At 39.2% G+C, this 20,889-nt stretch carries 20 protein-coding genes and 1 pseudogene; 15 read left to right on the plus strand and 6 right to left on the minus strand.

What is annotated here, in order from left to right:
* Nucleotides 1-8: 8 nt before the first annotated feature.
* Nucleotides 9-1,064 carry an ABC transporter ATP-binding protein gene (locus CHI06_RS05525; RefSeq protein WP_095247426.1) on the plus strand — a complete coding sequence of 352 codons (1,056 nt, stop codon included), beginning with the start codon at nucleotides 9-11 and terminating at the stop codon, nucleotides 1,062-1,064.
* Nucleotides 1,061-1,990, plus strand: a complete 930-nt coding sequence (locus tag CHI06_RS05530) for an ABC transporter ATP-binding protein (RefSeq protein ID WP_095247427.1) — start codon at nucleotides 1,061-1,063, stop codon at nucleotides 1,988-1,990. Before CHI06_RS05525 ends, CHI06_RS05530 begins: the two co-directional genes overlap by 4 nt.
* A gap of 84 nt (nucleotides 1,991-2,074) precedes the next feature.
* On the opposite strand, the gene ilvA is transcribed toward CHI06_RS05530, so the two are convergent.
* Nucleotides 2,075-3,289: a threonine ammonia-lyase gene (ilvA, locus tag CHI06_RS05535; RefSeq protein ID WP_095247428.1), complete on the minus strand. Its 1,215-nt coding sequence runs from the start codon at nucleotides 3,287-3,289 to the stop codon at nucleotides 2,075-2,077.
* A 420-nt stretch (nucleotides 3,290-3,709) separates the two neighbouring features.
* On the opposite strand from ilvA, the pseudogene CHI06_RS31045 reads away from it, so the two are divergent.
* The 3 genes and pseudogenes from CHI06_RS31045 to CHI06_RS05540 form a co-directional block, all read left to right on the plus strand.
* Nucleotides 3,710-3,922: pseudogene (locus CHI06_RS31045) on the plus strand (hypothetical protein); the annotation flags it as partial.
* Nucleotides 3,895-4,131: an immune inhibitor A domain-containing protein gene (locus CHI06_RS29345; RefSeq protein WP_142300927.1), complete on the plus strand. Its 237-nt coding sequence runs from the start codon at nucleotides 3,895-3,897 to the stop codon at nucleotides 4,129-4,131. The pseudogene CHI06_RS31045 and the gene CHI06_RS29345, both read left to right, overlap by 28 nt.
* Before the next feature lie 12 nt (nucleotides 4,132-4,143).
* Nucleotides 4,144-4,377, plus strand: coding sequence for a hypothetical protein (locus CHI06_RS05540; RefSeq protein WP_095247429.1), 234 nt, complete (start codon nucleotides 4,144-4,146; stop codon nucleotides 4,375-4,377).
* 65 nt (nucleotides 4,378-4,442) lie between these two features.
* Here the strand turns inward: CHI06_RS05540 and CHI06_RS05545 are convergent, their stop codons facing one another.
* Nucleotides 4,443-6,827 carry an immune inhibitor A domain-containing protein gene (locus tag CHI06_RS05545; RefSeq protein WP_095247430.1) on the minus strand — a complete coding sequence of 795 codons (2,385 nt, stop codon included), beginning with the start codon at nucleotides 6,825-6,827 and terminating at the stop codon, nucleotides 4,443-4,445.
* A gap of 505 nt (nucleotides 6,828-7,332) precedes the next feature.
* Between CHI06_RS05545 and CHI06_RS05550 the strand changes: the two genes are divergently transcribed.
* The 3 genes from CHI06_RS05550 to CHI06_RS05560 all read left to right on the plus strand — a co-directional run bounded on the left by CHI06_RS05550 (nucleotide 7,333) and on the right by CHI06_RS05560 (nucleotide 9,906).
* Nucleotides 7,333-7,794 carry a DUF3052 domain-containing protein gene (locus CHI06_RS05550; protein ID WP_095247431.1) on the plus strand — a complete coding sequence of 154 codons (462 nt, stop codon included), beginning with the start codon at nucleotides 7,333-7,335 and terminating at the stop codon, nucleotides 7,792-7,794.
* A 336-nt stretch (nucleotides 7,795-8,130) separates the two neighbouring features.
* Nucleotides 8,131-9,309, plus strand: coding sequence for a ParM/StbA family protein (locus tag CHI06_RS05555; protein WP_095247432.1), 1,179 nt, complete (start codon nucleotides 8,131-8,133; stop codon nucleotides 9,307-9,309).
* Nucleotides 9,310-9,321: 12 nt separating this feature from the next.
* A complete protein-coding gene (locus tag CHI06_RS05560) occupies nucleotides 9,322-9,906 on the plus strand; it encodes a hypothetical protein (RefSeq protein WP_095247433.1) in 585 nt (194 codons plus the stop codon).
* Nucleotides 9,907-9,942: 36 nt separating this feature from the next.
* Here the strand turns inward: CHI06_RS05560 and CHI06_RS05565 are convergent, their stop codons facing one another.
* Complete coding sequence (locus tag CHI06_RS05565) at nucleotides 9,943-10,659, minus strand: urease accessory protein UreH domain-containing protein (RefSeq protein WP_095247434.1); 717 nt, start codon at nucleotides 10,657-10,659, stop codon at nucleotides 9,943-9,945.
* A gap of 190 nt (nucleotides 10,660-10,849) precedes the next feature.
* On the opposite strand from CHI06_RS05565, the gene CHI06_RS05570 reads away from it, so the two are divergent.
* Nucleotides 10,850-12,070: a dicarboxylate/amino acid:cation symporter gene (locus CHI06_RS05570; RefSeq protein WP_095247435.1), complete on the plus strand. Its 1,221-nt coding sequence runs from the start codon at nucleotides 10,850-10,852 to the stop codon at nucleotides 12,068-12,070.
* A 36-nt stretch (nucleotides 12,071-12,106) separates the two neighbouring features.
* Here CHI06_RS05570 and gdhA read toward each other — a convergent pair whose 3' ends face one another.
* Complete coding sequence (gdhA, locus tag CHI06_RS05575) at nucleotides 12,107-13,489, minus strand: NADP-specific glutamate dehydrogenase (protein ID WP_095247436.1); 1,383 nt, start codon at nucleotides 13,487-13,489, stop codon at nucleotides 12,107-12,109.
* Between the two features lie 142 nt (nucleotides 13,490-13,631).
* Here gdhA and CHI06_RS05580 point away from each other — a divergent pair, with 142 nt between their 5' ends.
* Nucleotides 13,632-14,537 (plus strand): LysR family transcriptional regulator, encoded by a 906-nt coding sequence (locus tag CHI06_RS05580; RefSeq protein WP_095247437.1) that lies wholly within the window; start codon nucleotides 13,632-13,634, stop codon nucleotides 14,535-14,537.
* Between the two features lie 28 nt (nucleotides 14,538-14,565).
* Here CHI06_RS05580 and pepT read toward each other — a convergent pair whose 3' ends face one another.
* Both pepT and CHI06_RS05590 read right to left on the minus strand, forming a co-directional pair.
* Complete coding sequence (gene pepT / locus CHI06_RS05585; RefSeq protein ID WP_095247438.1) at nucleotides 14,566-15,792, minus strand: peptidase T; 1,227 nt, start codon at nucleotides 15,790-15,792, stop codon at nucleotides 14,566-14,568.
* A 410-nt stretch (nucleotides 15,793-16,202) separates the two neighbouring features.
* Nucleotides 16,203-17,159: a nuclease-related domain-containing protein gene (locus CHI06_RS05590; protein WP_257009169.1), complete on the minus strand. Its 957-nt coding sequence runs from the start codon at nucleotides 17,157-17,159 to the stop codon at nucleotides 16,203-16,205.
* A 162-nt stretch (nucleotides 17,160-17,321) separates the two neighbouring features.
* Between CHI06_RS05590 and CHI06_RS05595 the strand changes: the two genes are divergently transcribed.
* The 5 genes from CHI06_RS05595 (at nucleotide 17,322) to CHI06_RS05615 (ending at nucleotide 20,878) form a co-directional block, all read left to right on the plus strand.
* On the plus strand, nucleotides 17,322-17,945 hold the full coding sequence (locus CHI06_RS05595; protein WP_095247439.1) for a TetR/AcrR family transcriptional regulator: 624 nt from the start codon (nucleotides 17,322-17,324) through the stop codon (nucleotides 17,943-17,945).
* 12 nt (nucleotides 17,946-17,957) lie between these two features.
* Nucleotides 17,958-18,842: an ABC transporter ATP-binding protein gene (locus CHI06_RS05600; RefSeq protein WP_095247440.1), complete on the plus strand. Its 885-nt coding sequence runs from the start codon at nucleotides 17,958-17,960 to the stop codon at nucleotides 18,840-18,842.
* A gap of 6 nt (nucleotides 18,843-18,848) precedes the next feature.
* The gene (locus CHI06_RS05605) at nucleotides 18,849-19,646 is read left to right on the plus strand and encodes an ABC transporter permease subunit (protein WP_095247441.1); all 798 of its coding nucleotides are present in this window, start codon (nucleotides 18,849-18,851) and stop codon (nucleotides 19,644-19,646) included.
* Between the two features lie 20 nt (nucleotides 19,647-19,666).
* A complete protein-coding gene (locus CHI06_RS05610; protein ID WP_095247442.1) occupies nucleotides 19,667-20,464 on the plus strand; it encodes an ABC transporter permease subunit in 798 nt (265 codons plus the stop codon).
* 69 nt (nucleotides 20,465-20,533) lie between these two features.
* A complete protein-coding gene (locus tag CHI06_RS05615) occupies nucleotides 20,534-20,878 on the plus strand; it encodes an ASCH domain-containing protein (RefSeq protein ID WP_095247443.1) in 345 nt (114 codons plus the stop codon).
* Nucleotides 20,879-20,889 lie beyond the last annotated feature (11 nt).

Below are 20,889 nucleotides of genomic sequence, written 5' to 3' on the forward strand. Positions count from 1 at the left end.
TTTAATAAATGAGTAAATTATTGGAAGTCAAAGATTTAAAAGTATCATTTAACACCTACAATGGTGAAGTGCATGCTGTACGAGGTGTTACCTTTGATTTAAATAAAGGTGAAACGTTAGCAATCGTAGGTGAATCTGGTTCAGGTAAGTCAGTAACCTCAAATGCGATTATGAGACTTCTTCCAGAGCCGCATGGTTATATTAAAGAAGGACAAATCCTCCTCGAGGGAGTAGACCTTGCTAAAAAAACAAGCAAAGAAATGCAAAAAATTCGCGGAAAAGACATCTCTATGGTTTTCCAAGATCCAATGTCGTCTCTAAATCCGACTATGAAAATTGGTTATCAAATCATGGAAGGTTTGATGAAGCATCAGAATATGAGCAAAACAGAGGCTAGAAAAACTGCTCTTGAGCTTTTAACACTTGTTGGTATTCCTAGGCCGGATGTACGTATTAATCAATATCCTCACCAATTCTCTGGCGGTATGCGTCAACGTGTGGTGGTAGCGATTGCATTAGCATGTAATCCGAAAATCTTAATTGCAGATGAGCCAACTACTGCTCTTGACGTAACGATTCAGGCTCAAATCTTAGAGTTGATGAAGAGTATTCAACAGAAAACCGATAGTGCGATTATTTTTATCACGCATGACCTTGGTGTTGTAGCAAACGTTGCAGACCGTGTAGCCGTCATGTACGCTGGAAAAATCGTAGAAATTGGGACGGTAGATGATATTTTCTACAATCCTAAGCACCCGTATACTTGGGGATTGATAGGCTCTATGCCAACATTGGATAGTTCGGATGAAGAGCTTTTTGCTATTCCTGGAAGCCCGCCAAACATGCTTACCCCTCCTGTAGGAGATGCGTTTGCTCCAAGAAATCAATTTGCTTTAGAAATTGATACTGTAATGGAACCGCCTATGTTTAAGGTTTCAGACACACATTATGCGGCAACCTGGCTGCTGCATCCAGATGCGCCTAAAATTGAGCCGCCTGATGCCGTTAAGCACAGGATGCAAGGTTTTGCTCAAACAGGTACTAAGGGCGGTGGAAAAAGGTGACAAGAGAAAAGTTACTTGAAGTTAAAAATTTACAAAAACATTTTGCTGTTGGTAAAAAGAATACAATCAAGGCTGTGGATGGTGTTAGCTTTGATGTATTTAAAGGTGAAACCTTTGGTCTAGTTGGGGAGTCTGGCTGTGGAAAGTCTACAACCGGCAGAACCATCATTCGACTCTACGATGCAACTGGCGGTGAAGTTAAATTTAATGGTGAAGATGTTCACGGTAAAAAGAATAAATCCGAACTACTTAAATTTAACCGCAAAATGCAAATGATTTTCCAAGATCCTTCTTCTTCATTAAATCCACGTATGACCGTTTTGGATATTATTGCTGAGGGTCTTGACGTTCATAAACTCGTAAAGAATGAGGCTGAACGAAAGCAAAAGGTTGAAGAATTATTAGAATCGGTTGGTTTAAATAAAGAGCACGCTACTCGCTTCCCACATGAATTTAGTGGCGGTCAAAGACAGCGTATTGGTATTGCTAGAGCGCTTGCTGTTGACCCCGAGTTTATTATTGCCGATGAACCTATCTCTGCATTGGATGTATCCATTCAGGCACAGGTAGTGAATCTGCTTAAGAAGCTCCAAAAAGAACGTGGATTAACATACTTGTTCATTGCCCATGACCTTTCAATGGTTAAATATATCTCTGACCGTATTGGCGTTATGTATATGGGTAATCTAGTTGAACTAGCTGAAAGTGATGAATTATACAATAATCCTATTCATCCATACACAAAATCATTACTATCAGCGATTCCTCTACCAGACCCAAGATATGAGCGCGCTCGTAAGCGTATCAGCTATGATCCTACTGTACATGATACAAATGGCGAGTTTGAACTTAGAGAAGTTGTTCCAGGTCACTTTGTACGTTGTACGGCAAAGGAATTTGAAAGATATCAAAATGAGCAAAAGTAACATTAATAGCACCATGAGAATACTTTTACTAAAAAATCCTTACTTAAAAAAAGTAAGGATTTTTTGTGTGAAATTCTTTTGGAATTAGAAATGATTCATTTCTACTATGTAGTTTTTCTCTTTAAGTACTTTATAAAGCATGTCGATATGTTCGTTATTCTTTGTTTCTACGGAAATTTCCAGACCGGCATAGCCAGGATAAATATTTTTGCCCATATGACTGAGATTCACGGATTGAATGTTTGCATCTAAATCGGTTAGAGCGTTTAGCACCTTTTGAAGTTCTCCAGGTTTGTCCTTTAAAGTTATTGTAAAAGCAGCATACCGTCCTGACTCCACTAATCCTCGTTCGATGATCCTTGAAATAAAATTCATATCAACATTTCCGCCGCTTAAAACAGCCACAACCTTCTTTTCTTTCAACTTCACTTTTTCATATAGTAGTGCTGAGAGGGAACAAGCACCTGATCCTTCCACTAACAGCTTATTTCTTTCTAAAACCATCAGCATCGTTCTAGCAATTTCCATCTCATCAACACAAAAAATATCATCGACATATTTTTGGGCGATGTCAAAGGTTCTCAGTCCAGGTTTTTTAACAGCTATCCCATCTGCCATCGTGGGTGTTGATTCTACCATTAAAGGTTTGTTTTCAAGTAATGACTGTTTCATACTAGGGCAGGCCAGTGCCTGGACACCATATACAGCGATATGGGGGTTTTTCTCCTTCACAGCCATTGCAACTCCTGCAATCAGCCCGCCGCCTCCTACAGGGCAAATAATGGCCTCTACATCGGGAAGCTGGTCGAGTATCTCCAATCCAACCGTCCCTTGACCGGCAATGATGGAATCATCATCAAAGGCATGTATAAAAGTGGCATCCCTTTGCTCTTTAAGTTCTAAAGCATAGGCTAGTGCATCATCAAATGTTGCTCCCTCTAAGAGTACCTCTGCCCCATACTGCTTCGTAGCCAGCACCTTACTAAGGGGTGCTCCCTTTGGCATGACAATCGTACAATTAACACCAAGCATTTGACTTGAGTAAGCTACACCTTGCGCATGGTTGCCGGCAGAGGCAGCTACAACCCCTTTATCGAGCTCTTCCTTTGAAAGAGATATTAACTTATTATAAGATCCTCTAGCCTTAAAAGAGCCTGTTTTTTGGAGGTTTTCGAGCTTTAGATATACTTCGTTATGAGAAAGCAGACTAAAGGTTTTCGAATAGTCCAGCGGCGTTGTATGGATGACTCCCTTCATCTTCTCACGTGCAATAATAATGTCATCTACGTTCACAATCATTTCCTCCTGCTTTACACACTTATTTTCTCTTAGGATGTACTGTGTAAAGTAAACTATGAATTATTTCCGGGAAATAATCCCTAGGTTAATTGAGTAACCTTTTTTATTTTTAAATGTCAAAATAGTGATCCTCTATATCATTTGTTGTAAGGAATAGGAAAAAAAGGTTTTTTAAGTATGATTTTGTATATATAAAAATGTGTAATGGGAAAATTCCAAGGCATTCGGCTCTAAACTAAATTTCACTAAGCTCTATCAAAACATTATTACAGCAGTAGCATTAGACTCTGATGAAGAAGGTAAGGGAATGTATAATATAGACAGTATTGACCTACGTGCACTGAGTGGCAATCGGTAGCTGATCCTACGAACCCAGCAAATAAAGTGTTATGGGGAAATCGGTGAGACGAAGCTGATAATACCTTAATTTTTGAAGCAGACCTATCTAATGTTCCTTCTGCAACATTAAATTTTGACAACTATCTTGATATTGAAGAACAGTGGGATTTCGGTGTTGTTCAGGTTTCAACTGATAATGGTCAAACATGGACCAGTTTAGAGAATGCTAATACACGCAGTGATGTTGTGGAAGAGGCTATCCAAAAATTAAAGATAATGTACCAGGTTTCATAGGTAATACTAAAACTTGGGGAAAAGAATCCTTTGATTTAAGCGCATATACAGGTCAAAAAGTATTGGCCTCCTTCCGTTATTTAACCGATTGGGGTTACAATGATATGGGCTGGTACATTGATAATATTGCGATTCCTGAAATCGGATATAGCAATGATGGAAGCTCTACAGAAGCCTTTAAATCCTTAAAAGAAGTTATAGTTCAATAGGTCAATTATACAGTGACATTTATTAATGAAGAAATTAAAAAGGGGAAGAAAACAAAATACAAAGTAATCACAGTGGATCCATTTAGTGTTACGGATACGGACGTATTAAACTTGAAAAAGTTATTTAGTAAAGACGAAAGTAACTATATGATTACATCCAATGCAGCTCATGCGGGCAGTAAAAATTCAGTAGACTTTACGTACGAAATTCATATAAAAAAGGATGAAAAAAAGAAAAATAAATAATAATTAACTAGATTTATTTCAAAAAAATGACTCCGGCACTTGCCAGAGTCATTTTTTTGAACATTTTATTTAAAGATTAACACTTTACCCACTGTACCATCAGCACTTTCGCCAACAACACGGAACTTTAATCCGTACTTTGGTACGTTACGTCCTGCGTCAACTAGACCAGGGTTAGTGTAATTGGCACTATCATCGAATAATGAGCTACGTTGAGTAAAGTTGTCTTTTACTGTTTTTCCTAAAAGGGCAGTATAATCAACAAACAATTTTTCAGATTTATTGAGACTGAATGCAGCATCATGCATCTGGAAACGTGAATTAGCTACAGATTTATCGTTAAAAATAACAGTTTGTTGGTCTGCATCTACAACTCCTAAGAAACCATCACCAGGGTGAATTCCTGTCCAATTGTTATCGTATGATTCATCTACATACCAGACAACCAATCCTGGGTCATAACTCATTAAGCTTGCACCACGACGGATATTCTTTAATCCTTCGTCCAGACCGTTGTGTGATCTCCACTCTAATAGGTAATAGTGGTTAGTCGTATTTTTACCATCATGCTTTTCAAAGCCTTCTAATGCAAATTTAGGGTCACCTTCAGCACCATCAGAGAATACTTCATTTCCATCAGCCGTTACTTTAACATTGTCAGCAAAGAAGCCATCCAAATTGGTTCCCCAGTCTGACATCGAACGGAATTGAAGTTGGATTTTCTGTCCAGCATAGGCACTTAAATTGAGGGTTTCGTGAATCCAGCCATTACTTGAGCCTGTGTAGCCTGGCAGGTTAGCTTTAATTGCAGGGTAGCCATTAGGGTCAAGAGTGGTGGTAGTTCTTTCGCTAGATAGGGAAGTCCATGTACCACCATTATCTATGGACACTTGAACCATCGCGTAATCCCAATCTTTCTCAATATTATACCAAGTATCAAAATCAAGGGTTGCAGTAGTTTTGCCTGTTAAATCAACGGTTGCCACCATCTTATGGTCAACTTCATCACCTTTACCACCATGGTACTCGAATTCCCCATCCTTCGGAGTATTCAATACATTAAGCTTACCCGGTAAATCAATTCTAACAGCATCATTATTTGTTCCCTTTGTTACAGCTTCATCAAGTAGGACTGTAGTACCAGCCATAGTGATTTCATCTGCTTTAAGTGTTTCTCCACTTAACCAGTTACCGCCATGTAAGTTTTGGAGCATTTCTCTTGCGTATGGGCTCATTCCTGTAGGTTCTGTTCCAGGTACGTCACCTGCCCAGCTTCCAGCTGACATTAGAGACCAGTAGTCAACCGGTGAACCAGCACCACTGCCTATTGTGTCATATTCATCTGGTAACCCTAGGTCATGTCCGAATTCGTGAGCAAATACACCTGCAGCGCCGTCTTCTGGTTCAATGGTATAATCTAATGCAGTTAAACGATTGCCACCAAAATTATTACTATCAGATACTTCACCAGGAACTAATACATATCCTCCTAGATTCCAGCGGTGTGACCATATTGCATCACCAGCGAGGCTACCACCACCAGCTTCTTCACCAACTCCTGCATGGATAACCATTAAATGGTCAATGACTCCATCGGCTTCAGCGTGGATACCGTTTCCATTTAAGTCATCGCGATCCCACTTATCATAATCTCCTAAATTTATGTTAGGATCTGCTGCTGCTTTTTTAAGTGCTTCAACAACTAGCGTACGTGGACGTGCGTCACTGCCATCAGGAGCAGGATCGTTTCCGCCATAATAAGCTGCAGGATGGTCAGCGGTATACCAACCAGCTACATCACCTTCAACACTATAACTACCACCAGATTGTTGATCATAGTATTGCTTCATTGAAATGAGGTTTTCTCCGTTTGGACCCTCGTAACCATCTGCACCGAAAATCATATTTTGGAAATGCTCATCTGAATAGTTTTCATAGAACATATCTGTTTCTTCTTTTGTGATGGAACTTCTTTCATAGTCAGGGAAGTCAATTTTAAGAACAAGTACTTTATCAGTACGAACTCCTTCATCATAGCTAGTATCTTCCTTAACAGGGTCAACCGTATTCTTCTGAGCTTGTCCTAATTTATTTCCATTACCATTCTTAAGACCATTAGATATTGCTTTATCACTTTTCTTAAGCTTTCCAAGCCCTGCTGGTAACTGATCTTTTGTTTTGGTAAACTTACTTTTTCCTTTTAGATAGTTTTTCAATGCCTTTTCTGCTTCAGCTGGGGTAGCATTTTTAGCTATAGTGCCATTCTTCTTTAACATTTCTATTAATCTCTCATCATTGGCAATCCCTAAATCAATTGGACTACTTGATGTTATTATTTTATTAGATGATAAATCATTTGCCTTTACACTTGGTGAAAATGAAGCGACATTAAACAACCCTAGTCCTAAAGACAGAGTTAGTGCAGTGGATAGAACTTTTCTCTTCTTCATATAGATCCTCCCTTTTTTTGTTTTTACCCCTTTTTGACCGGTTACTACTATGTATGTATCCCTCCTTATTAAAAAAGAATCTACTAATCTTAAAATGGTTCGAGTCCCTAAGTATATAGTAGTGTAATATGATGATATATCCTTATTTAAATATTGTAAATATTTAAATAACTAATTACAAAAATAGAAATAATACTATTAAATATGACAACAGTATTCGAGGATTACCGGGCTGTTTTTACAAAAAGTACTTTAAAAATATAAAATGAAAGGGTTTTCATTAAATAAAAAAAAGAAGGAATAAGAACCAGTAAGAACGTTTGAAGAGTTTAGAGAAATCTTCGCATGACATGTCTTTAGTTTGCGGGAAAGTTTTAGCATTATTTGTTTACTTTTGCTGGAATTTAAAGAGTTGTTACATAGGCAAATGGTGGTATCATTATAATGTTCTAAAAGTTTGTTTATAATATAATAGAAGATACATATTGAGGGGCAGGTTAAAATAATGTCAGAAGCAACTCCTGTGTTAAAAAAGTTGAATTTTAAGGATCAAGGGCAGCCGGTATTAGTTATCAATGCACCAAAGTCTTATGATGAGATAAAAGCTGCATTTGAAGGGGAGGTTCATCAGAAGGCAGAACTGGAGATGTATGATTTTGTTCAGGTGTTTGGTACGAGTAATGAAGAACTTCAACTTAATGCTAAAAATGCGGTTACTTATGTGAAGGATGATGGCTTATTTTGGCTCTGCTACCCTAAGAAGTCATCGAAGACCTATAAAAGCTCCAATTGCAGCCGAGAAACGGTTATGGGTATGCTCTCTGAAGAGGGCTATGAACCAGTTAGGCAAATTGCGATTGACGATGATTGGTCTGCATTAAGATTCCGTAAACCTGAAAAAATCAAGAAAATGGTTCGAGACTTTGCTGTAACAAATGAAGGAATCAAACGGACGAAGAAGGAATAGGTCCCTTACCCAAGGGGTCTTTTTTTGTATACAGAATACGTATACATGTTTACGAAAAATGTATACTTGTTTACAATATCGTATACATCGTGTTTACAAAAATGTTTACATGTGCACAAACTTGTGTACATGTTGATATATAGCGATGTGTACAGGTTTGTAATCGTTGTAAACATAAATGTATACAACGATTACGTATTGTTTACAATTTTACACTTTCATTTCTTTTTGTCTGGGATATTGAAGAATCTAGCAAACTTCTATACTCTTATACTATAGAAGTTAGATACATATCTTCATTAACATCTAAATTAATAGAATGAAAGGATGACAATTTTGAATAATACTAGAATTGCAGCTATTGATGTAGGGAATGATTCAATTAAGGCTATTTTTGGAGAATTAGAATATGAACTTAATATCCCAAATATTATCGCAAGGGACACGGAAGACCGCCCTGTTATTGGAATAGAAGAATTAGATGATAAGAATCCACTTGATGGTATCCATGTAAAAGTCCACTCTCCTGCATTAAAGGAGAATAACGCCATATATCGTGTCGGAAATCTAGCAACTAAAAGCAACAATGGGACTGAGTTAGATCCTGGCAGCAGTAAGTCTGAAGAAGATCAAACGTTAATTTTACTCTTTACTACTTTGGCTTTGGACGCTGTGAAGGAAGGAAATAAGAATAATTTCCGTCAAACGAAAAATGTCATTGATGCGAACTACACACTTGGAACTGGCCTCCCTCTTCGTGAAGTTAAGGAGGGTAAGGATGCAGGCTACCGTTCAAAGCTAATCGGTTCTGTTCACCAAGTAGAGTTTCTTGTTACACCTAAATACCAAGGTTTAAAGGTAAATATTAAGTTTGATGAAATCAAGGTATACCCTGAAGGTTTTGCTGCTTATATTAACCTGGTAATGGATAATAACTCAAAAATCATTAATAAAGACTTAATCGATAAACGTATCTTGATCCAAGATATTGGCGGATTATCAACAGATATCGCCGTTATTAAAAACCGAAATGTCGATGATGATAAAGCACAAGGCTTTAATCTTGGGGTTTCAGAATCATTGGAAGCAATCCGTGAGGAAATTAGAACTAAGCATGGTGTAGAACTAGACAGCCGCCGTGATGTGGTTGAAATCATCACCAAGAAAAACGACCGAAATCATATCATGGTTAAAGGAAGCAGAACGAGTGTTCATGATATAACGGACCGCATTCTACTAGATTTAGCAAAGAAACAATACCGCTTATTACGTAATGTTTGGTCAAAGAACTCCCAAACGGAAATTTGCTACTTTGTCGGAGGTGGTGCTACCGTTTTAAAGGATTATCTTAAAACATTAAATAACAATCTCGATGGTTTTAATATTGACTTCTTTGAAGATGAAAAAGAGAGCATTTGGATGATGGCAAATGCCTATTATAAGCTGATTCAAGATTTTGTTAAAAAGACAGAGAAACAAAAGGTCGAACAACCTAAAAAACCTGTTACCAATTAATAGGGTGATGATATGAAAAAGGCTGGATCGAATGAAATTCATAGGGGACAGGCAATCTCCTTCCGCGTCCCCTCTGATACACCTGACCATTTGGTTAAGAAGCTGCAAAAGTTAAAGGAAACTGAAAGAAGAAATTTCTCCAGCAAGATTGCAGAGTTCGTGATGGAGGGTGTCAGTAACGTTAATGCAAGAGAACGCGAGATGATTAATGTCCCGCTGCCGAAAAAGCTAACGAAAGCACAACGTGACTGGTTGAAGCATGAGCATTCTGAGGCATTATTAGGGAGTATTATCTATCAGTTAATATCAGACCCAGTCCGGTCTACTTCCCTGCTAGCGAGTTTAAATAGCAGTTCACTTGATATCGATGAGGCTTTATATCTCCAAGAGGAAAGTATTCCTGAAATCCATTCTTATCGAGAGAATGACAGCGCCGTAGAGGAAATCGCTGCTTCGATTGATTTAAGCGATATGGATGATGACTTAAGCGGATTTGATTGGGATAATGCGAAACCTGTGATTGAAGAAGAAAAGGTTGAAGAAGAGCCTGATTTAGATGATCTGCTTGGCGGATTTCTAGCGAGTATGAATAAATAGCAAAAATGGACCCAATAAAAGGGTCCATTTTCTATCCTACTGAATCCAAAGTTTAAATAACCCTTCTGTTACGCCTAAGTTATACATGTAGTAAATACCAAATACAGTACTAATCACTCCTGTAACCCGGGTAAGGGTTTTATTCAAGCTTAACTTTTTTGCACTAAAAACAAACGGAATCCCAATTAATGTAGTAAAGAAGAGCATTCCTATGACGGTACCGACTCCAAATATAAGGATATAGATTGCTCCCTCCCAGGCACTATTTACTGTGCTCATGGTAAGAACTACCATTGCTCCGCTTCCGGCAAGACCGTGAACGAGTCCAATAAACATGGAGTTAAGATAAGAAACCTTTTTATGCTGAGCATGACTCTCGTGAACGCCGTTATAATCATGAGAATGGACATGTTTATGTAATTCGCCATCATGTTCATGCTTATGTAAATGAATGTTTTTAAAGGATAGAATCGTAGTAATCCCAAGATAAACTAGCATAATTCCTACTAAAAACTCTAATGACATAGCCCATTTTTCTGGGATTTCACCTTTCATGAGTATGAGAATAATTCCAATAATAAATAATGTTGCAGTGTGGCCTATTCCCCAATATACGCCGGCTAATGAAGATCGCAATAACTTTTTACTTTGGCTGGCAATGGTTGATACTGCAATAACATGATCCGGTTCAATGGCGTGTTTGATACCAAGCACAAAGCCTAAACCGAGTACGGAAAGTAAACCAATTTCCATCCATTCTCCCCCTATACTTTTGAAAGTAAGAATAAGCTTATTATAGCATAGAGGGATTTTATAATATTTTTATCGACCTGAACATTAAAATACCCTTCCTATTAAGTTGTATTAAAATTATAATCATATAATAGGAAGTGAAAATGTGAACAAACACTTTCTTTGAATAGCATGCTAAAGGAGAAAACATATGGAAAAATTAAAGAATTATCGTTTTCCTATTATACTATTGCTATCTATTTTGCTTGGCGCAATTATAGGTTTAGTTATGAAGGAAGACGCTGTCATCTTACAGCCGATAGGCGATGTCTTTTTAAATCTTTTATTCACGATTATCGTTCCACTGATCTTCTTCACCATTTCCTCTTCGATCGCAACCATGAATGGTGCAAAAAGATTAGGGAAAATCATTGGCTGGATGTTTGGAACCTTCTTGTTTACAGGACTTATTTCAGCTATTTATATGTATTTTGTCGTAAAGTTCGTGAATCCTGGTGAGGGTGTTAATTTAAAACTAGTTAAACCAGAAGCGGCGGAGGAATTAAATCCTGTCGCACAAATCGTTAAAACCTTTACCGTGCCTGACTTTGTTGAATTGTTCTCAAGAAGCAATATGTTAGCGCTCATCGTGATTTCTATTTTGGTTGGATTTGCTGCGCAATCAGTTGGCGAACGCGGTAAGCACTTTACCAGCTTTTTAAGCTCAGGTTCTGAAGTGATGATGAAGGTCGTATCCTTGATCATGTACTTAGCACCAGTTGGTCTTGGAGCTTATTTTGCCACGCTAGTGGGGCAGTATGGTCCGATTTTATTAGGCTCCTATATTAAAGCGGGTGTAACGTATTATGTTGCTTCGATTGTCTATTTCTTTATTGCCTTTACGATTTATGCCTTTATGGCAGGCAAAGGTAAAGGAATTCGAGTGTTTTGGAGTAATATGCTGGAACCTTCGATTACGGCGCTTGCAACCTGTTCAAGTGCTGCGTCTATTCCCGTTAACTTAGAAGCTTCAAGAAGAATGGGAATCAAGCAAGATATTCGTGATACAACGATTCCATTAGGAGCAGCCTTGCACAAGGATGGATCTGTTCTTGGCGGCGTATTAAAAATTGTCTTCCTGTTCGGAATCTTTGATATGAATAACACTGGGATTGGAACGTTTTTCTTAATTATCAGTGTATCTCTTTTAGTTGGAGCCGTTATGGGAGCAATTCCGAGCGGAGGTATGATTGGGGAAATGCTAATCCTAAGCTTATTTGGATTCCCGCCTGAGGCATTACCAATTATTGCGGCGATTTCTACGTTAATTGACCCGCCTGCTACGATGCTGAATGCAAGCGGCGATAATGTCGCAGGAATGATGGTTTCGAGAATGGTGGAAGGCAAGAATTGGCTTAAAAAAATTGCATAAAATAAGGGTGCTCCATCTCGGAGCACCCTTATTTTTTTAGATAACGCCCTGTGCGATCATTGCGTCAGCTACTTTTAAGAATCCGGCGATATTGGCGCCGACAACGAGGTTGCCTGGGTAGCCATATTCATCAGCAGCATTCATACTGTTGCGATAGATATTGATCATGATTTGGTGTAATTTTGCATCAACTTCTTCAAATGTCCATGATAATCTTTGGCTATTTTGCGCCATTTCTAGAGCGGATACTGCTACACCTCCAGCATTTGCTGCTTTTCCAGGGGCAAATAAAATATCACTTTCTAAAAATACTTCAATCGCTTCAAGAGTGGATGGCATATTCGCACCTTCTCCAACTGCCTTTACACCATTTGAAACAAGTTGTTTAGCTGCAGAGTGATCGATTTCATTTTGAGTTGCACAAGGCAATGCGATATCACATGGAATCGACCAAATACCAGAGCAGCCTTCGAAGTATTGAGCTTCTAGATGCTCAAGAACATATTCACTGATTCTTTTACGTTCCACTTCTTTAATTCGTTTCACGGTTTCAAGCTTGATGCCTGATGGATCATAGACATAGCCATTTGAATCGCTGCAGGCAACAACCGTTGCTCCTAATTGGTTTGCTTTTTCAATCGCATAAATAGAAACGTTTCCTGATCCAGAAACGACTACTGTACTGCCTTCAAAGCTAAGGCCCTTATCAGAAAGCATTTCGTGTACAAAGTATACAGTCCCGTAACCAGTGGCTTCAGTACGTGCTAAACTGCCGCCATAACCAAGTCCTTTACCAGTTAACACACCTGCTTCGTAGGCACCGCGAATTTTTTTATATTGTCCAAACATATAACCAATTTCACGGGCACCTACGCCGATATCTCCTGCTGGTACATCGACATCAGGTCCAATATGTCGGTAAAGCTCTGTCATAAAGCTTTGCGTAAAGCGCATGATTTCGCCATCTGATTTTCCTTTAGGGTCAAAGTCAGAACCACCCTTGCCTCCACCAATTGGCTGACCAGTAAGGGAGTTCTTAAGGATTTGTTCGAAGCCTAGGAATTTAATAATGCTTAAATTCACCGATGGGTGGAAGCGTAATCCGCCTTTATAAGGTCCGATTGCACTGTTAAATTGAACGCGGAAGCCGCGGTTGACTTGAACTTTTCCTTTATCATCAACCCAGGGAACACGGAAAGAAATGACTCTTTCAGGCTCTACGATTCTTTCTAGAATACTTTGCTCCATGTATTTCGGATGTTTTGTAAAAACAGGAATCAGTGAGTCGAAAATTTCCTTAACGGCTTGTTGAAACTCAGATTCATATGGATTGCGGCACATTACTGTATTAAACACCTCATCCACATATTGAAGTGCTGTACTTTGATTATCTTGTTTTAACTGTTCAATTGTTTTCAAGTTACCCACCTCTTTAATGAGAATTTAAATTTTTAAATTATTAGAATATTAATAAGGAATATTTTATAATGAAATAACAATCTTAACAATGCTAATAATAGATAACATTCATCTCAAAATGAGATGAATGGAGGTGAACTCTTTGGAATTAAGACAAATTCAATACTTTATGGAAGTGGCCAAGCGAGAACATGTTACGGAGGCAGCGTTGGCTCTGCATGTGGCGCAATCAGCTGTCAGCAGGCAAATTTTCAATTTGGAAACAGAGCTCGGCGTGAACTTATTTATCCGTGAGGGACGAAATGTCAAACTCACAATGATCGGACAGATGTTTCTAGAGCACATGGAACAAGCGATGAAGGTGATTGAGGAGGCACAACGGGAAATTAAAGAATACCTAGATCCCATGAAAGGTACGATTCGAATTGGTTTTCCCAGCAGTTTGGCGTCCCATACCCTTCCCACAACCATTTCAGCCTTTCGTGAACACTATCCTCAGGTGAAATTTCAACTAAAACAAGGTTCATATATTGAGTTGATTGAGGGTGTTATTAATGGTGCTTTTGATATGGCTTTAATAGGTCCTGTTCCAAAACAGGAGAAGAAAGTGTTAGGGACAACATTATTTACAGATAATATTGTGGCGCTCTTGCCCTCTACTCATCCTCTAGCAAATCAGAAAGCGATAAAATTAAGTCAACTGCGTGAGGATTCCTTTGTCTTGTTTCCAAAGGAATATGTATTACGAGAAATCATTGTTCGTGCTTGTGAGCAGATTGGCTTTCAGCCAAAGGTGTCCTTCGAAGGGGTAGATACTGACTCGATAAAAGGATTGGTGTCAGCAGGTCTCGGTATCACCTTAATTCCTGAAATCACGCTGGTGGATGGATTTCCCAGGTCAACCGTTAAGATACCGATTGTTGAGCCTGAGGTTACCCGTACGGTCGGAGTTATTATCCCGAGGGAACGTAAGCTGCTCCCTACGGTCAGGCTCTTTTATGAATTCTTAAAGGATTTCTTTTCTAGATTAGACCGATATCAAATGTAAAAGCCCAACTTTTCAGCTGGGCTTTATTTTATGCCTTTTGTTCGAAAAGTTTCGTAATTTCGATGACGGTGTTTACTGCCTTTATCATGTTATCTACGGAAATAAATTCATACTTTCCGTGGAAGTTTTCCCCGCCGGTAAAAATATTTGGAGTGGGAAGCCCCATGTAAGAAAGCTGAGAGCCATCTGTACCGCCGCGGATTGGTTTGATGAGCGGTTTAATGTCAAGGTTCTCCATTGCCTCTTGAGCGATGTCGACGATCTCCATTACCGGTTTGATTTTTTCACCCATATTGTAATATTGGTCCTTTAATTCTAGAAGAATGGTATCTTTGCCGTATCTTTCATTAAGAAGGTCGACAATGCTTTGCATCCTGCTTTTTCTTGCTTCGAAAATTTCCTTGTCATGGTCTCGGATAATATAGTACATCTTCGTTTGCTCGACATCACCATTGAAGGAAATCAAGTGGTAGAAGCCTTCATAACCTTCTGTATGTTCAGGTGCTTCGAGTGCGGGCAGTTGACTATGTAATTCCATGGCAATCTTCATTGAATTCACCATTTTGTCTTTCGCGGAACCCGGATGAATATTAGTTCCTTTGATGGTGACTTTTGCCGCCGCCGCATTGAAGCTTTCGTATTCTAACTCACCAAGCGGACCACCATCCACCGTATACGCGTACTTGGCATTGAACGCCGCAACGTCAAACTTATGTGGACCTCTGCCAATCTCCTCGTCCGGCGTGAACGCAACGCGGACCTTACCATGCTTGATTTCTGGATGTTGAATCAGGTGAGCCATGGCGGTCATGATTTCAGCGATCCCCGCTTTGTTGTCTGCACCTAGAAGAGTCGTGCCATCCGTTGTGATTAGCGTGTGCCCCTTGTAGCTTGGAAGGGCTGGAAAATCCTTCGTAGTCATGATGACATTTGGGTTAAGTGGGATATCATTCCCGTCATAGTTTTCAATGATTTGCGGGTTCACGTTGGTACCCGTGAAATCAGTTGCTGTATCGACGTGAGCCAGGAACCCAATGGTTGGCACATCTTTATCCGTATTGGACGGCAAGGTCGCCATTACATAGCCGTTCTCATCAATCGTTACCTCTTCCATCCCAATAGACTTTAACTCCTCCACCAGCATGTTGGCCAATGTGAGCTGTCCTGGTGTCGAAGGACAGTTTTCATTGCTCTCATTCGACTGAGTATCCACCTTTACATAGGAAGTAAACCTTTCAATAATCTCATTCTTCACGTTTGCAGCACTCCCCTTTCAATTTTTTACCACTTAATAATAGCATGTTGAGCCGGCTGGGTGAAATGGGAGATTGGGGTTGCTGAAAATAGGTATTTTTTAGTGAGATACTGGCGGGTGGGGTGATTTACTCTCGGATGGCGAAAAATACTCTCGGATAGCAGAAAACACTCTCGGATAAGGGTGATTTACTCTCGGATAGCGAAAAATACTCTCGGATAGCAGAAAATACTCTCGGATAGGGAAATTTACTCTCGGATAGCGGAAAATACTCTCGGATAGGGAAATTTACTCTCGGATAGGGAGGTTTACTCTCGCATGGCGAATAATACTCTCGGATGGGGAATTTTACTCTCGGATAGCGGGAAACACTCTCGGATAGCGGAAAATACTCCCGGATATGAGGAGACCTATTTAATAGGATACTTTTTAAAGTCCATGAAATAGGACCTGTTACGAAATGTACCTTTAGTTTGGAGAGGCAAGCTTTGCAATATCCTTGTGGCAGTATGTATGTCCACTCCAAAAAACTCCCGACACTCCCGATTGGTAATAGTCCTCTTCACCACTAAAAACCACTCATCCAAGGTCGCTTGATGAGCCAAATGATCGTTCACCTTACAAGATGGACAGTGCCAGGTCCTTGGTAATTTAATCATACCGATATTCCCACAGGCTACACACCTCACCCCTGGCTGGATAGCACCCTCCGGAATTTGGTATGATTCACAAACGGGCTTCGGAATGTAGGTTTGATGACTTCTAAGTAGGTCGCCAGAAAGCTTGTTAAAGGTGGAAGTATCTAGCCTCTCTCCTTGCTGTGGAAGACTCTTGATAAACGGTGGGATCAGGTTTGGGAATAAAATCTTGGTATTTGGCGGGGGGATTTCCACATGCTGCTTGGGATAGGCTAATACAATGGCACCATAAAGAGGAAAGTCAATATTTCGCTGTGATAGCCAAGCTGACATAAGCTCCATATTCCGTTCTAATTGCACTACTGGACTCTCATAATATTTAATTTGTCCGTCCTCCCGCTTTTGAATAAGCTGGGGCGGATTATCCCTGAATTCTAAACTTCCGGCCATATTTTTGGTTTCGAAAATAATGCCGAAATAGGGTGTTTTGAAAAAATGGTCCATTTGAAAGTAGGTATCTGAAGAAAGGGATAAGTCGTGGAAAATGTTGTTTTTAAATGGAAATCGGTACTTTTGAAGGACTTCAGCAACCCTTTGCTCGCCTCCAATACCTGCTTCAATAATCGATTGTTTTAATGCAAGAGTAGACACCATAGGATGCGTAGGGGAAAGCCTGCTTTGGGCAGCTATCAAGCCCTTTAACGTGAGTGAGTCAGAACGTTCCTTCATATTTCACCTCCACATGTATCCTAGCACATCCCTCCACTTAAAAATATGAATTTCATAATTTTGTAAAAAATATAACTTGTCTACTATTGACCAGTGGAGTCAACGGGAGTAAACTATGATTGACTGAAGTGGTCAACGGTGAAAAGAAAGGGGGGTGCCAGTTTGTTTTCAAAGTTTTTTAACCTGGATTCTGAAAAACAGGACCGAATCATTAACGCTGCAATTAAGGAATTTGCCCAAAAGGGGTATGATAACGCCTCGACGAATGAAATTGTTAAGGAAGCTGGTATTTCAAAGGGGCTGCTCTTTCATTATTTTAAGAACAAAAAGCAATTGTTTTTCTTCCTGTTTGATTATTGCTACAACTTGGTTGCCGATGAATTTTATAAGAAGGTTGATTTAGGCGAAAGAGATTTTTTTAAAAGGATTCGCCAGGCCATCCTTATCAAAATGGATTTGCAAACGAAATATCCTGAAATTTTGACCTTTATCCAAGAGGTATTTATGCAGGACTCACCTGAAATAAAAGACGAGTTTGATAAAAAGAAACAGGAACTTAACGCTGTTAATATAGGGATTATCTATGATGGAATCGACCTAACCAAATTTAGGGATGATGTTGATGTCCAAAAAATATTAAAAGTCATTTCGTGGACGTTTGAAAAAATGAGTGATGAGGAGCTCCACAAAGCAAAAATGGTCCCTGGTCACAAGATTGATTATGAAAAAGTCTTTCTGGAAGCAGAAGAATATTTTGAGATTTTCATTAAATGCTTTTATAAATAGGGGGCTGTGAAGATGAATGTGATTGAGATTAAGAATCTAACAAAGACTTACGGCAAAGCAAGAGGAATCAGCGACATCAGCTTTAACGTTGAGGAAGGCGAGATTTTTGGTTTTATCGGTCCAAATGGTGCGGGGAAATCGACCACGATTCGGACACTCCTCTCTCTCATATATCCTACCAGCGGCAGTGCGACTATCTTTGGGAAGGACACTGTCCAATTTGCTCCAGAAATCAAAAAGGAAATTGGCTATTTGCCATCTGAAGTCTTTTATTACGACAATATGAAGGTTAAGGATCTATTAAACTATTCAGCTAGTTTTTATAAAAAAGACTGTAGTAAGAGAATAAAAGAGTTGGCTGAGATCATGAATTTGGACCTCAACAAAAGAATTGACGACCTTTCACTGGGAAATAAAAAGAAGGTTGGGATTGTTCAGGGGCTGCTTCATGAGCCGAAACTGATTATTCTTGACGAACCAACGAGTGGATTAGACCCTCTTATGCAGCAGAAGTTCTTTGAATTGCTTGAGGAAGAGAATAGAAAAGGCGCGACGATTCTATTTTCCTCTCATATTTTAACGGAGGTTCAGCGCTTATGTAATCGTGTGGCAATTATTAAAGAGGGCAAGATTGTTACCGTTGAAAAAATCAGCACTTTAAAGGAGAACACCTATAAAAAGTTCAAAGTAGAAACAAAATCAGCCCTAGATCAAAATTACTTCAACTTAGAAGGTGTGAATAAATTGGAGGTCAAGGCCCACCTTACCAGTTTCCTATTTAAAGGAAATATTAACGAAGTCATGAGAAAAATAGCGGACATTGAAATTAGTAATCTATGGATTGAAGAGCCGGACCTTGAGGAGATTTTCATGCATTACTACGAGAAGGAGGCATAAAAGACGATGAATATATTGTTGCATGAATTAAGGGCTTATCGAAAGTCTACAATCATTTGGACGATATCATTAATTGCGATAGTAGCACTATTTATGTCACTCTTTCCTTCTTTTACAAAGGATACAGAGGAGTTTACAAAGCTGCTTGAAGGGTATCCAGCACCACTAAGAGAAGCATTCGGTATTAATCTCGATAATTTCTTTTCGATTCTTGGATTCTACTGTTATGGGCTTTCCTTTGTTACGCTTTGCGGAGCGATTCAGGCTATGAATCTAGGAACGAGTATAGTGAGTAAAGAGGTCCGCGAAAAAACAGCTGACTTTCTGCTAACAAAGCCTGTTACACGGACCGCTGTTTTGATTAACAAATTATTGGCGGCACTGATTTCAATTATTCTAACCAATATTGTTTATATAGCCGCGGCCGCATTCATTGCCTCACAAGTGAATACGGAGGAGTTTAGCGTGAGTATTTTTATCCTCCTTTCATTGACAGTCTTTTTCGTACAGTTGATTTTTCTAGCAATCGGGATCATCATTTCTGTGATTGTACCTAAGATAAAATCTGTGTTGACGATTTCGCTCGCAACCGTTTTTGCCTTTTATTTTTTAGGGATGTTCAGTGCTACTTCTGGTGATGAAGTGAAACGATATCTTTCTCCATTTAAATATTTTGACACGGCTTTTATCATCGAAAAGTCTAGTTACGAAGCTTCCTTTTTGATTACCGGAGCAGTCGTTATTGTTTTAGCTATTGGGGCTAGCTTTTTCGTATATGCCAAAAAGGATATTCACTCGGTTTAATAAGGAGGGGTGATGTTGAAATGAATATATTTTTAAAAGAAATGAAGTCACATAGAAAATCGCTCATATTTTGGAGTATTGGTGTTTTTCTTATGGTTGCGTCTGGGATGGTTAAATATGAGAGTTTATCTTCTTCTGGCCAGCACATGAATGAAATGCTGGCGGGGATGCCTAAATCGATGCTTGCCATATTGGGAATAGGTGATTTTGATATTTCAACAGCAACCGGTTATTACGGGTTACTGTTCATCTATTTGCTATTAATGGCAACCATTCATGCTGCAATGCTGGGGGCAACGATTATTGCGAAGGAAGAGCGCGACAAAACTTCGGAATTTTTATTTGTTAAACCCGTTTCAAGAAATCGGGTGATTGCAGCAAAAATGCTGGCAGCATTCTTAAATATCCTAATCTTGAACCTGGTTACCTTTGTTTCATCCGTGGGGTTGGTGGGAAAATACAGCAATGGTGAAGTGGTTACCAAGGATATTGCGATCACAATGGCTGGTATGTTCATTGTACAGCTCCTATTTATGGTAATCGGCAGCTCCCTTGCAGCTGTTAAAAAGAAATCGAAAAGTGCAGCTTCGTTAGCAACCGGTGTTCTTTTGCTTACGTATGTCATCTCGGTTGCAATAGACTTGAATGAAAATATAGAAAGCTTAAAATATCTCACTCCGTTTAAATATTTCGAGGCTAAAAATGTGATGTTTGGCGGAGGATTTGAGTTCATCTTTGTACTATTATCAGGTCTTTTGATTACTGCTCTTACGGTAGCGACATTTTTATTTTATAAAAAAAGAGATTTGAATGTGTGAGTATGCTTTTTAATAATATGGTGATAGTGTAAAATAGGGAAGTTGAATTGGAAATAGGAGGATAAGTATATGCAAAATGAAAACACTACACTGCCGCCAAAATCATGCTCCGTTGAACGTTTAGTTACCATGGAAAGTGATGTTAAATTGGTGCTTTCCGGTAAGAAGACGGCAACTAGACGAAATGGAAGATATGCTGACCCAGGAGAAATTATGACGCTAGAAGGTCGTCAATTTGTTGTAGACCGAGTTTACTCACAAAGCTTAGGTGAACTGACAGATGATGATGCACGCAGTGAGGGTTTCTCAACGGTTGAAGAATATAAGCAATCGATTCTTGCCTATCACCCTGGAATGCCGTGGCTTCCGCATATGCGTGTTTGGGTTCATGAGTTTCGCCCTCTAGAGGATTAAGTAAAAGTATG

Origin of the sequence: Bacillus sp. 7884-1 (genome assembly GCF_002272245.1) — a bacterium.
Classification (GTDB): domain Bacteria; phylum Bacillota; class Bacilli; order Bacillales; family Cytobacillaceae; genus Neobacillus.